The 13031-nt window shown below is 45.3% G+C and carries 10 protein-coding genes; 1 reads left to right on the top strand and 9 read right to left on the bottom strand.

Features of this window, described 5'->3' with window-relative positions; all coding sequences use genetic code 11:
- Positions 1-39: 39 nt before the first annotated feature.
- The 9 genes from IP510_RS01630 to rsmG form a co-directional block, all read right to left on the bottom strand.
- Positions 40-1176, bottom strand: coding sequence for a DNA polymerase III subunit delta' (locus tag IP510_RS01630; protein WP_194363049.1), 1137 nt, complete (start codon positions 1174-1176; stop codon positions 40-42).
- A gap of 96 nt (positions 1177-1272) precedes the next feature.
- Positions 1273-2079 carry a 3-deoxy-manno-octulosonate cytidylyltransferase gene (gene kdsB / locus IP510_RS01625; RefSeq protein ID WP_194363048.1) on the bottom strand — a complete coding sequence of 269 codons (807 nt, stop codon included), beginning with the start codon at positions 2077-2079 and terminating at the stop codon, positions 1273-1275.
- 126 nt (positions 2080-2205) lie between these two features.
- Complete coding sequence (gene lpxK, locus IP510_RS01620; RefSeq protein WP_194363047.1) at positions 2206-3321, bottom strand: tetraacyldisaccharide 4'-kinase; 1116 nt, start codon at positions 3319-3321, stop codon at positions 2206-2208.
- Positions 3322-3423: 102 nt separating this feature from the next.
- Positions 3424-5208, bottom strand: coding sequence for a lipid A export permease/ATP-binding protein MsbA (gene msbA / locus IP510_RS01615; protein WP_227669411.1), 1785 nt, complete (start codon positions 5206-5208; stop codon positions 3424-3426).
- A gap of 129 nt (positions 5209-5337) precedes the next feature.
- A complete protein-coding gene (locus IP510_RS01610) occupies positions 5338-5769 on the bottom strand; it encodes an ExbD/TolR family protein (RefSeq protein ID WP_194363046.1) in 432 nt (143 codons plus the stop codon).
- A 67-nt stretch (positions 5770-5836) separates the two neighbouring features.
- On the bottom strand, positions 5837-6562 hold the full coding sequence (locus tag IP510_RS01605; RefSeq protein WP_194363045.1) for a MotA/TolQ/ExbB proton channel family protein: 726 nt from the start codon (positions 6560-6562) through the stop codon (positions 5837-5839).
- A 103-nt stretch (positions 6563-6665) separates the two neighbouring features.
- Positions 6666-7823, bottom strand: a complete 1158-nt coding sequence (locus tag IP510_RS01600; protein ID WP_194363044.1) for a ParB/RepB/Spo0J family partition protein — start codon at positions 7821-7823, stop codon at positions 6666-6668.
- Between the two features lie 113 nt (positions 7824-7936).
- Entirely contained in the window at positions 7937-8716 is a 780-nt protein-coding gene (locus IP510_RS01595; protein ID WP_194363043.1) for a ParA family protein, read from the bottom strand.
- Positions 8717-8890: 174 nt separating this feature from the next.
- The gene (gene rsmG, locus IP510_RS01590) at positions 8891-9604 is read right to left on the bottom strand and encodes a 16S rRNA (guanine(527)-N(7))-methyltransferase RsmG (RefSeq protein ID WP_194363042.1); all 714 of its coding nucleotides are present in this window, start codon (positions 9602-9604) and stop codon (positions 8891-8893) included.
- A gap of 359 nt (positions 9605-9963) precedes the next feature.
- Between rsmG and IP510_RS01585 the strand changes: the two genes are divergently transcribed.
- On the top strand, positions 9964-12840 hold the full coding sequence (locus tag IP510_RS01585) for an ATP-binding protein (protein WP_194363041.1): 2877 nt from the start codon (positions 9964-9966) through the stop codon (positions 12838-12840).
- Positions 12841-13031: the final 191 nt, after the last annotated feature.

Genomic DNA, 13031 nt, shown 5'->3' with positions numbered 1-13031 from the left:
TAAGAGTGGCTAGGCATGATTTATTTCTGGCATACTGCTCTACAAATAAGCCAACTCTTGCATTAGCTTATCATAGGCAAATTTTTCTTGCACATTTTGTTGTAGGGCAATTTTGGTCTGCTGTAAGCTAGTGGCAAACGTCTCAAGAGCACTGTCTATAGGTTGATAAGAAGCCAAAATTTCAGACAGACTCATGTCTTTTTGTAGTTCATCTAGCCCAAGACAAACGCGGCGTATATCCAATAGCATCAGCTCAGACAATTGAATAAATGCCTTGATATCTAACTGGTTTTGCCAATAGTCACTAGCTGCAATGCTGCTGCGCTTGCCACTACGTAATGCTTGCCACGTGGTCAGCCAGAGTGCACGTTTGCTGTACCATGGTGTCTGCGCTAAAGCGATTGCCGCTAACGGCGCACCATTGCTCAGCTGTATAAGCTGATGGATCGCCGAATCGCCCACTGCTTCACGATTGATCGTTGACCCAAGCGCATGCGTCACATAATCAGCGGCGATAGATGACTCAATAGTCTGTAATGCCAACTGCTGTACCCGGCTTTTAATGGTTGGTAATAGCTGAGCTGGGCTATCACTAATCAGAAACAAATGTACTTGCGACTGCGGCTCTTCTAATGTTTTGAGTAGGGCATTGGCCGCGGCAATGGTCATTTGTTCTGCATGATCTAACACACAGATGCGCATGCCTTGCCCGCCTTGATAAATAAAAGGCTGTAAAGCGCGAATATCATCTACCTTTGTCTTTAGAGCCGTATTACTGGTTGTTTTGGCAGCCTTCTTGTCTTTTGTGGTACTGCTTGGTTTTTCTTTAGTAGTGCTGTCTTCTGCACGCATGGGCATGCTGATGAGAGGTAATACCTGCAAGCTTGGATGCGTGCCTGATTTGAGCCATTGGCAGCTTTCACATATACCGCAAGCACCAGATAGATGCGCATGACGCTCGCGGCACAGTAGCCACGCGACCAATCTCCATACAAAAGCGCGCTTACCCATACCTTGCATACCAGCCGCTAGTAACGCATGGGGTATCGACTGCTGCGATGCCAACACTCGCTTTGTCATCTGTGACCATAATCCCTGCTGCCAAGGCAAAAGCGGGGCAAAATATACACTATCAGAAATCTCTGGTGCGTGGGTACTTCCTGTCAGATCATTCATAGTGAGGGCTCTATCAGATGGGATTGGTTAAGACACAGCTCAAAACGATATACTAGATAGCTATCAAATTTGACTAAAGCGAAGCCATATCGCCCATTAGCTAAGATCAAAGTCAGCCAAACTCATCGCATTTAAGCGATCCAAATCTTCTTGTGTGTCGACACCTGCAGGCAATTGGCAGGCCGCAACGGCAATAGCAATATGCTCAGCGTTTTCTAAAACACGCAGCTGCTCTAGACTTTCCATGATTTCTAGTGACGTTTGTGGCCAATGCACAAACTGCTCCAACAGACTGACTCTATACGCGTATAACCCTAGATGACGATAGGCATTTTTTGGGGCTGATGTTTGCAGCTCGTTTGCCAATGCAACATCACGGTCACAAGGAATCGGCGCTCGGCTAAAATACAGCGCACGCTGCCGATTATTGGCCTGCTGACTAACTACTTTTACCACGGAAGGTCGCACGAATGTCTCATAGTCCTCGATAGGCTCACACAGCGTCGCCATCACACTGTCTTCGTCAGCCACCAACAGTGCCTGCACCTGTTCTAATAATAAAGGCGGTACGAGTGGTTCATCCCCTTGCATATTGACAACGATATCATTACTCGCCCAGTCTTTGATGGCGGCAACTTCTGCCAAGCGATCTGTACCTGAAGCGTGCTCGCTACTGGTCATCACCACATCAAACCCCGCCTCTGTACATACTTTAGCAATACGTTCGTCATCGGTTGCGATACACAAGTCATCAGCGAAATCTGCAGCCTGTGCTTTTTCAGCCACCCACAGTATCATCGGCTTACCATGTATCTGTAGCAAGGGTTTGCCAGGTAATCGTGTGCTTTTAAAGCGCGCAGGAATGACAATATGAGTTTTGGCAGGTGTGGTCGCTAATGACATGATTAATCCTTATAGTAATTTTTATATAACTCAAGTATTAGGGCGCGTCCTCATTTTGAAAATGGAGATAAAAATGAGATAAATAAGTGCAAATTTAACAGTTGTTTTTCGAATTGATGACATGCCTTAGCCGTCGACATCAATTCCTACCGTCTTTAGCTGATGATACAAATCATCATAACAGCGATCAGACAATACGGCTGTGACCGGCAATACCCACAGTCTACTGACCAGCTCTTTATATTCATCACTCAGTGCCTGCTTGCTTGTATACGCTACTAACAATGCTCTTATTTTCACGGCATCTTTGCTAGTGATAACGATCGGATAATCGCGATACTGCAACAGCTCGGTCAAGCTAAAATCATAATGGTCAGGGTAAGCATGCCCGATGACTTCAAAACCCAATGAACCTAAGGTATCGAAGAACCGCTGCGGATAACCAATACCGCTGACAGCGTGTACCTGACTACCCAGCTCAGGCCTGTCAATATTATTCACTTTGGCATTAGTTTTGTTTGCACCAGTTGATTCAGGTTGCCACAGGTGCTGTAATTTGTCAGGCATTAAATGCATAGTCAAACAATTGGCTAGAGGCAAACTGCCTTTATTATCGTTTGCGCCTGTCTCTAACTTTTCATGGTAGATGACATTTGCACCTTTTAGCCGCGACATCGGCTCACGTAAAAACCCAGTGGGCAGTAGTTGCTCATTGCCAAAACCTCGTGCGGCGTCGACGACAATCCATTCGATATCACGTTGTAAGGCATAGTGCTGCAAACCGTCATCTGCAATAATTAATTGTAAATCTGGATAGGTATTTAATAAAGTAGTCACTGCTTGCTGGCGATTGGGACAGACTGCCATCGCTACACCAGTCATGTTGACGATTAAACAGGGCTCATCGCCTACCACACTGGGCGAGCTATCTAAAGTGACCAATGCTGGCATCTGACTGGTATCACCACCATAACCGCGACTGATAATCCCGACTTTGACGCCTTTGTCTTGTAAATAATCAACCAATGCAATGATCAGTGGCGTTTTTCCACTACCGCCTACACTGATATTACCAATAACCATGATAGGAATAGGCGCACGATAACTTGATAACAGCCCAATTTTATAAGCTTGACGACGGAGCATCGTGATGAGTCCGTACAACCAGCTAATGGGTAGCAATAGCCACAACCAAAGGGCTTTACGTTGCCATGCACCTGTCACTGTCGTTTCAATGCTCATGTTTATTGACCACTTATTCTATAAATTCAGTGCCGCTTTATCATAAAATGTATTCAGTGCTGCTTTATCATAAGATGTATATTGAAACAGAATCACATGACGCTATTCAAAATCACGGTCATACATCTGTGCATAATGACCTTGCAACTGCATCAATTCTGTATGCGTGCCTAGCTCGACAATCTGCCCTGCATCCAACACAGCGATACGATCAGCAGACTCGATAGTGGTCAGTCGATGGGCAATCACTAGCGTCGTGCGGTTTTTCATCACATTGTCTAGCGCTTGCTGAATATAATGCTCTGACTCGTTGTCTAGCGCACTGGTTGCTTCATCTAAAATAAGAATAGGCGCATCTTTTAGTAGTGCACGAGCGATAGACAAGCGCTGACGCTGCCCACCTGATAGCTGCAAACCTTCGGCACCGATTTCACTTTGGTAGCCATTCGGCATTTTCATAATAAAATCATGAGCGAAAGCATCTTTTGCAGCACGCTCAACGTCGGACTGACTCTTATTGGCTAAGCTACCATAAGCGATGTTGTTAAATACCGTCGTATTAAACAGAACCACTTGCTGATTGACCATTGCAATTTGAGCACGCAGGCTCTCAAGCTTTATATCTTCAATAGGCATACCATCCAGTGTGATTTGTCCTGAAGTTGTGGTGAGCGTACGTGTTAACAAGTTTACCAAGGAGGATTTACCTGCCCCGCTACGCCCTACCAATGCAACGGTCTCTCCTGCACGGATATCTAACGTAAAGTCGCGCAGTGCCACTGTCGAATCTGGATAGATCAAATTGACATTATCAAGCTTCATCTCACCGGTTAAGGCTGAGCTGAGCACACCTGTATCTTGTTCTTCTGGCTCATCAAGAAGCGCAAAAATTGACTCGCCAGCCGCGATGCCTTTTTGCAACTTTTGGTTCACGTCTGTCAGCGAACGGACAGGCTTACTCAGAAGACCAGCCGCCGCAATATAGGAGATAAACTCACCGGCTGAAATATTATTAATCACCGATGGACGCAGTGCGAGCCACACCACAACTGACATCGCTATTGCCATCAACAGCTGTACTGCTGGCGTATTGATACTATTGGTAACGACGACCTTCATACCTTGGCGTAGATTCTTTTTTGATGTCTTATCAAAACGTTCGGCTTCGTATGCTTGTCCGCCATAGTTTTTGACCACCTGATAGCCGCCGATGACTTCATTGGTAATATGACTGACATCACCCATCGTCTCTTGAATGCCCTTAGACAATTTTAGGTAACGCTTAGATGCAATGCGAATAAGCCATAGTATTGGTGGTAGTACCAGAAATAAAATTAAGGTCAAACGCCAATTGCTGTAGAGCAAAAACCCAAGCAGAGCCACTACTGTCAAGCCATCACGCAATACCGTCTTCATAGATTCTGTACTGGCTGCTGTGACCTGTTCCACGTCAAATATCAGCTTTGATGAAATAGTACCTGCTGGGTTGGCCAAATAAAATGAGCTTGGTAAACGCAGCAATTTGTTAAAAACCTCTACTCGCAATTCATACACCAAGTTACGCGAGACCAAAGCAGAATAATAGTTACCCAAAAAACTACCCAAACCACGTACGAAGAACAATGCGATAATCAGTAATGGAAACAGGTTCTGCTTGCTTTGATCGCCTTGATTGATAGCGTCAGTAATATACTGCAAAAGCTTGGCAATCCATATCTCTGTTCCAGCATTGATCGCAAAACCTAACACAGTCAGTGCCAATGCCCACCAATACGGCTTTAAATACCTTAGTAGACGAAGTAGGGTCTGACGTTTAGGCGTCGTTGATGGCTCCGCTGACAGTTTATTAGCGGATGCTTTTGAGTCGGATTGATATATTTGGCTCATAAAAGCCTCGATTTGGGTATTATGATATGAATAAACTGTGCTAAAAGCACAGCTTCATAGGATTATTAGTAGTACTAAAGTGGCTATATAAATTAGCTATATAAAACAGTGATATAAAGCAACTATATACTATTGCGGTAATGGTTGACCAAGTGGTACAACCGTACTGATATTAAGGTTCAAAAACCCTAGCTTTCCTGCGACGTCCATCACCCGCACCACAGATTGATGAGTGGCATTAGCATCAGCAGCAATCACAAAGAGCATATCACGATTACTACCTGCCTCTTGCTGTAGCATGCTGATCAATTCAGCCTCATTGCTACTGGCAAGGGTGATGCCATTCACTGAGTAACTGCCATCCTCTTGTACCGCGACTTCAATGCTGTTGTTTTGTTCGGTCAGCGCGACACCTTCAGCGTCAGGAAGAATAATATTTAAGCGACTAAAGTGGTTAAATGAAGTCGCTAATAGCAGAAATACAATCAAAAATAATAAGCAGTCAATCATCGGCGTTAGATTAATTTCAAGTGGCTCAACCGTCGGTTTTCTAAAGCGCATATCCGTCTCTTCAATTTAACTGCCAATCATAGGATTGAGCATGCTTGTCTATAAAAAACCTCACTCACTATAGTGCTGCGATGCTGGTTTTGTCTGAGCTTAACCCTTCAAATGACTGATCATCAGCCATACTGTCATCGACTGGCAAATAATTAGCGGGCATCGCCACATGAGCATAATCAAGCAACTGATAATCGTATAGCTCTTGCACCATCAGCCCTGCTTGGGTCTCAAACTGAGCATTGATATCTATAATACGGCGCTGAAAATATCGATAAGCCACCAGTGCAGGAATCGCAACAACCATACCAGCAGCAGTTGTGATAAGCGCTTGTGAGACACCAGCGGCTAACATCGTTGGGTCTTGCATGGCCCCATCAGTAATCGCTAAAAATGAGGAGATGATGCCTAGTACTGTCCCTAGCAAACCGAGCAATGGCGAAATCGCGCCAATCGTACCCAGCATATTGATGTTTTTTTCTAGATGATGTATTTGCACACTAGCACGGTTTTGCATATGCATGGTCATAGACTCTAGACCATACTGGCGATACAGCAAGCCGGTCGCTAGAATATCACCAAGCGCCGTTTTTTCTCGAACATTCATCAATTGCGTGCGGCCAATATCGCCATTTTCGCGCAGGCGAGTAATGAGCTGCTCACGTAATCTGCTGGGAACGATTTTGTTGAACTGTAGGGTATGGCTCCGCTCGATAATGATCACCAGTGCAAGTATTGAGCACACAACAATAGGTGTCATCAGCCAGCCACCCGCTTTTACCAACTCCCACATATTCAGTTTCTTCCATGTTGTTGAAAAAATCGTTGCTATCGTCGTTATCGTTGCTATGCAGGCAAGTCAGTATATGAACAGAAAATGCTAACTCGACCCTATCTTAAGACTGTCCTTCTATGTGCTTGATTAAAGCGGCTAGCTGATCCTGACTTTCAAAGAAAATCTCAACACTGCCCTGCCCATCTTTTTTATGTTTAAGCTTAACTTGTGAACCCAACATATCGGTCAGTCTTTGGGTTAGACGTTCAGCGTCACGAGACTGTGCTTGTTCGATACGATTGGCTTTGGGCGCAGGCTGCAGTATTGATTTGACCAGTTTTTCAGCCTCTCGCACCGTCATGCCGCCATCGATGATTTTTTGGGCAATAATAGGCTGCTGCTCAGAAGATAGCGCAAGCAGCGTGCGTGCATGACCCATATCTAATGCACTGCTGGCCAAATGATCCTTTACCGTATCATGCAATTGGTTTAGGCGTAATAGGTTCGATACTGTCGTACGCGCCTTACCAACAACTTCAGCAATCATCGCATGACTCATGCCAAATTCTGTATGAAAACGTTGTAATGCCGCCGCCTGTTCGATCACTGATAAATCTTCACGCTGAATGTTTTCAATCAATGCTAGAGCGATCGCTAGCTCATCTGACAAGGCACGCTCAATGGCTGGGATAACAGATTTTCCTGCCATTTTTGCCGCGCGCCAGCGACGCTCCCCTGCAATAATCTCATGGGTAACAAATGCCTCGCTTTTGTCCTCGTTTGCCAGTAGCGGACGAATAACAATAGGCTGCATCACCCCATGCTGCTTAATAGAAGACGCCAACTCTGCAAGGGCGGTCTCGCTCATATCACGGCGTGGCTGGTATTTACCTGCCTGTAGACGAGTAACATCAATTTGTACCAAGCTGATTTGATCTTCAGTGCTGGCATCAACGCCACTAACACGATTTTTGTTAGCGCCAGTTTTATGCATGCTGCTCTTACTCGTCGCACGCGGCGCACGAGTTTTTCGCTGACTGACGTCATTATCAGCAGCAATTGAACGAACCGTTGATTTATCATTGTCTGACGTGCGATCTGTTGTCGCTGATTGGCTAGCGTTTGGCATATCGGTATCTGGCGCAGCAGTAAGCAAAGCATTGTCGCGCGCTGCCATGTCATCTTGCAATGCAGAGGCGGTAATTTGCTTTTCTTTTTTGATTGACCCAAGCAAGGCATCTAAACCTCGATTAGCCGCCAACCCTCTTTTCTTCGCCATGATTGCCTATCCTCTAACACTAAAATAAAAGCCAATTGATTACTGATACGGCTTACTGAATATGCTGTTAAATACTTTTTTATCGAATTCTTTTTATCAAAAAATTATCAAAACTAACTGCTTTGTTTCATCACTTCAGCAGCCAGCTTTTGATAAGCGCGTGCGCCTTTTGACCATCTCTCGTACGCGATAACTGGCAGCCCATGTGCGGGCGCTTCGGCTAAGCGGATATTTCTTGGAATATGCGTCTTATACATGATTTCCCCAAAATGGGCTTCTAACTCAGCAGAGACATCTCGAGCAAGCGTATTACGTGCATCAAATAAGGTTCTGACGACACCGCGAATATACAGCTTGGGGTTAAGCTCTGTTAAACGCTCAATCGTCTGTGACAAATCTGCCAAGCCTTCAAGTGCATAGTACTCACACTGCATAGGGATAATCACACTATCAGTGGCGACCAAGGCATTAATCGTCAGCAAGTTTAAGCTTGGCGCACAATCTATAATCACATAATCATAGGCGGGTTTTTGCTGGGCAACTTGATCATTAACCAATGCTGTCATCGCCGTTTTAAACAGCTCATGGCTGTCGGTCTTGCTCATCAAGGTGATATCCATGCCAGCCAAGTCGCGATTGGCACCAATGACATCAAACCCAGCTGGACTGGTCACGATAGCCTCAGACAATGATACACCGTCGAGTAGCACATCTGCTATCGTCAGCGCTAGCTCGTTTTTGTCGACACCAGTACCACTGGTCGCATTGCCTTGTGGGTCTAGGTCAATCAGCAGTACGTGCTTGCGCTTAGCAGCCAAACTGGCGGTCAGATTTACCGCTGTTGTGGTTTTACCCACGCCGCCTTTCTGATTCGCAATTGCGATGATTTCCATACACTCACTCGATTTCATTGGGGTCTATTACTGATTCTTTTCTTACGATCAACTCAGCTGCGATAAATGTTAATGCTGTTAGATACTATGTCATTTAGCCCGAGACGTAAACTGTGTTTCACAAAAAACTGTCCATGTTTCATGACTACTCAATCACTTAAAAGCATTGATAGCTTAGGCAATTCGACTGGACATTTCAATTAAATGACGGCTGTCATGTAGGCGCGGCACGATCAGCTTGATGGTTTTGATATGCCAATCACCCTCTAACGCTTGCAGTTCTTCCTCGCTTGGCGCTTTACCTTTCATCGCACATAAGTACCCGCCATCCGCCAGTCTTGGCTGTGCCACTTCCACGAAGTCTATCAGACTGGCAAAGGCTCTAGATGTCACCACAGCATAGCTAGCCTCATGGGCTTCGATACGCGAAGCAATGGGCTGCATATTACTCAAACCAAGCTCACTACTGATCTGCTTGATAAAACGGATTTTCTTTTGGTTACTATCAAGTGCCGTGCACTGGCGATCAGGCTGACAAATCGCAATAATTACCGCAGGCAATCCTGCACCTGTGCCGATATCCAGCAGCGAGCCTGATGGTAAATGCGTTATAATAGACAAACAATCAATCACATGCTTGATCAGGGCTTCTTCTGGATCTGTAATTGCGGTCAGATTATACGCTTTATTCCACAACAAAAGCTGGTCTAAGTACAACAATAACGTGCGCTGCTGCATCTGGGTTAACGGTAGGCCCAGCTCATTGACGGCTTGTGCCAAGATATTGGCCAGCTTTGGCAATTGTGACCCAAGCTTTACAAAGCCGGTTGGATCAATGCGGATAGTACCTGTGTTAGCAGAAGATGTGGTTTTAGCGGAAGCTGACATACAACAAGTTATCCAGTTTTGACATGTGAACCGACTATTTTATCATGCAGTCTGCTCATTGAATAGTTGCAGATTGCGCCAATGTGCGACATCTTATACTATCTGCGCCTATCATGAGGCGTTATTCTGCTTTGATAGCATCGAATATCCTGATTAACGGGCTTGTTTGTACTGGCCATACTAGTGATTTTTATAGATATAATACAAAATACGCATAATAGTATGGTTAAAACATAAACATATCTTGTAGTATGTCTTGATTGATTCACTATATTATAGACACTTAGAATAAATATGAAACATCAAGCTCGATAGAATACCGACTCCTTTAATACCTTTAAGATGATGCCTTAACGCCTATGACCGAACATTTACACACGCCCCTATCTGATGTATCAAAAGACGCTAACTATGTAGCCTCACCTACTACTGACTCATCAGAGGCTAAGAAAGATGACGCTCAGACGCCGCATCCTATATTCGTTGAGGTTCAGCAAAACTGTGCCATTTCAGCTGAGCAACTAAAGCGCTATAGCGATCCTGATGATCTGCCAACAGATACCCGTACTGCACCTGACTTAGATGTTGGCTTTGGTCAACAGCGTGCGCTTAAAGCCTTGCATACGGCTCTAGATATAAAAGCGAGTGGATACCATGTATTTGCTGCAGGCGAGAACGGTTTGGGTAAACGCACCATCATTAGCCGTTTACTGACCCGCATTGCTGCTGATGAGACGACACCTGATGATTGGGTCTATGTGCATAATTTTACGGATCCACGCACTCCATTGGCGTTGCGCCTGTCTGCCGGTCAAGCATCCCTACTGCAACAGCAAGTCAACCACTTGTGGCAACACGCCAAAAAACGCCTAAGCCAACGCTTTCGAAGTGATCAATATCAAAGCAAAATTGAAGCCATTAAAAACAACACGCATCAAAAAGAAAGTCAGGCTTATGATGTTCTCAACGCTGAGGGTAAACAATACGATTTGGCCTTGACGTTCCGCCCTTTTGATAACAAAGCTGTGTTCGTTCATCCTAGCAAGCTTGCGGTAGAGAGTGATGTTAATGATTATAAAGCTTCTACTGATAGCCATGGGCGTACCTCAACGGCAGAAGATCGCCATGAGACTGATACTCTAGATCTGAATAATGATGCCAATATTGATAGTGATAGTGGCTTTAGTGATAGTAGCTTTGGTGATAGCAACTATGGCAACAGTGACTATGAAGCAGAACTGAGTAACTTTGCACAAAAAAACCATATGCAAAAACGGCTCAGTCAATTAACGATTGCACTTGAGCAGTTAGAAGATGAGGCCAATGAGGCCATAGAGGCATTACATCGTAGTATTGCCCAGCGCGCGCTAGAGCCACTATTTACGCCTATTTATGAGCAATTCACCGCGCATCCACTAGTCATCGAGTATCTTAAAACGGTATTTTCTGACATGGTTACCCATGTCGAGCGTATCGTCAATGGTGATGATGAAGAGTTTGTGACTGCAGCCCTTGCCACCACACCCAGTCGCTATGCGGTCAATATTATTGTGAGTCACACGCCAGACAGTGGCGCGCCTGTGGTGTTCGAAGACTTACCAACCCATCTCAACTTGCTGGGGCATGTCGAGCAGATCACGCAACTGGGTACGGTGACAACCGATGTCAGCATGATTCGAGCAGGGGCGCTGCACCGTGCCAATGGTGGTTATTTACTGTTAGAGGCCAGCCACTTGCTTGAGCACCCTTATGCATGGCAAGGATTAAAGCGTGCGCTGCAATCTCGCAAAATAAAACTCTCTAGCCTTGAGCAGATGCTGACGTTGACTGGCAGTTTGTCGTTATCGCCTGCCCCGATTGAGCTAGACATCAAAGTTATTTTGTTGGGTGAAGCGGATCTTTACTATGAGCTGTTAGAGCTTGAGCCTGAGTTTGATGCAGTGTTCAAAGTCCGCGCTGACTTTCATGACGACGTGTCACGCACTAGCGAGCATGAGTTGGCACTGGTCGCAAAAATGGCAGACATCATCGATTATGCCGACTTGTACCCCTTTGACAGTAGCGCACAAGCCACTTTGCTTGAGCATTTAAGCTTACAAGCTGAAGAGCAAGACCGTTTGAGCCTGCATAGCGATTTACTTATTAAATTGCTACATGAGTCAAACCGCCATGCGCGCTTGGATGATCAAAAGTTGGTGACAGCTGATCACGTTACACAAGCAATCGATGATATGGATGAGCGCTCAGGCTATCTTCGTGACCTGTACTGGGATGAGCTCAAAAATGGTCAGCAGCTTATCCAGACAAAAGGCGTTGCTGTTGGGCAGGTCAATGCTTTAACCGTCGTCAGCTATGCGGACAGTGAGTTTGGCATGCCCGCCCGTCTGACTGCTGTCATTCAACCCAATATCGGCGCTGGTGAGATTTTAGATATTGAGCGCGATGTGGATTTAGGTGGCAGCCTGCATGCTAAAGGTATGCTCATCATGACCAGCTATTTACGTGCGCTCTTTAGCCAACACCACGCGCTGAACTTTAGTGCGTCGCTCGCGTTTGAGCAAAGTTACGCCCAAATCGATGGTGATAGCGCTACCGTCAGCGAAGGCTGTGCGCTACTGTCTGCCTTGGCGAACGTGCCGATTAACCAATCCCTCGCCATTACGGGCTCGATGAATCAATTGGGTGAAGTACAAGCGGTTGGCGGTATCAATGCCAAAATCGCAGGATTCTTTGATGCGTGCCGCGAACAAGCCCTAACGGGTGAGCAAGGCGTGGTCATTCCAATGGCCAATGTTAAGCAGCTGATGCTGCGTGATGACATCATTGAAGAAGTGAAAGCTGGCAACTTTCACATCTATGGCGTCTATACGCTCAGTGAAGCATTGACATTGATGACAGGTCTACCCATCGACACAACGAATAAAAAAGACCGCTATCGCAAAGACACATTATTTGGCAAAGTACTAAGTCGTCTGATGCTCTGGGATGAAAACCAAAATAGTGGTGATGACATCGATGATGGAAAAAAGAATAAGAAATCAAAGAAAAAGCCTAAAGCAAAGCACCAAAAAAAGGCACCTAAGCGCAAAAAAGACACGCTTAAAAAGACAAAAAAAGACCCTGACAAAACTGATGACAAGCAAATTTCTGATGCTGAACAGTACTCTAGTATTGAGAAAAGTATCGATCATCAAGAAAAAAATAGACCTGTTGACATAATAGTAGACGACATCTAGTGACGCAACCTGCTCGCTTATGACATTAAAGCGTTCAACATTTGATAGAATATAAACGCAGACGAACGTCCCTAAACGCGATGCGGCTGTTCTGCGATGATAAACGCTTCTATAGTCGATTCAAGTTAAAAGTAGGACAAGGCCAACCGAGCGTAGAGGTATAGACAGAGAACTGCTAAACGGCTACGGCG

This window comes from Psychrobacter sp. NG254 (assembly GCF_015277735.1).
Taxonomy (GTDB): Bacteria; Pseudomonadota; Gammaproteobacteria; order Pseudomonadales; family Moraxellaceae; genus Psychrobacter.
The sequence above is the reverse complement of the archived record's forward strand: the minus strand, read 5'-3'. Positions and strand labels throughout refer to the sequence as shown.

Coding starts and splice junctions, on each gene's coding strand:
- IP510_RS01630 (WP_194363049.1), bottom strand. CDS start 1,176: ATGAATGATCTGACAGGAAGTACCCACGCACCAGAGATTTCTGATAGT.
- kdsB (WP_194363048.1), bottom strand. CDS start 2,079: ATGTCATTAGCGACCACACCTGCCAAAACTCATATTGTCATTCCTGCG.
- lpxK (WP_194363047.1), bottom strand. CDS start 3,321: ATGAGCATTGAAACGACAGTGACAGGTGCATGGCAACGTAAAGCCCTT.
- msbA (WP_227669411.1), bottom strand. CDS start 5,208: ATGAGCCAAATATATCAATCCGACTCAAAAGCATCCGCTAATAAACTG.
- IP510_RS01610 (WP_194363046.1), bottom strand. CDS start 5,769: ATGCGCTTTAGAAAACCGACGGTTGAGCCACTTGAAATTAATCTAACG.
- IP510_RS01605 (WP_194363045.1), bottom strand. CDS start 6,562: ATGTGGGAGTTGGTAAAAGCGGGTGGCTGGCTGATGACACCTATTGTT.
- IP510_RS01600 (WP_194363044.1), bottom strand. CDS start 7,823: ATGGCGAAGAAAAGAGGGTTGGCGGCTAATCGAGGTTTAGATGCCTTG.
- IP510_RS01595 (WP_194363043.1), bottom strand. CDS start 8,716: ATGGAAATCATCGCAATTGCGAATCAGAAAGGCGGCGTGGGTAAAACC.
- rsmG (WP_194363042.1), bottom strand. CDS start 9,604: ATGTCAGCTTCCGCTAAAACCACATCTTCTGCTAACACAGGTACTATC.
- IP510_RS01585 (WP_194363041.1), top strand. CDS start 9,964: ATGACCGAACATTTACACACGCCCCTATCTGATGTATCAAAAGACGCT.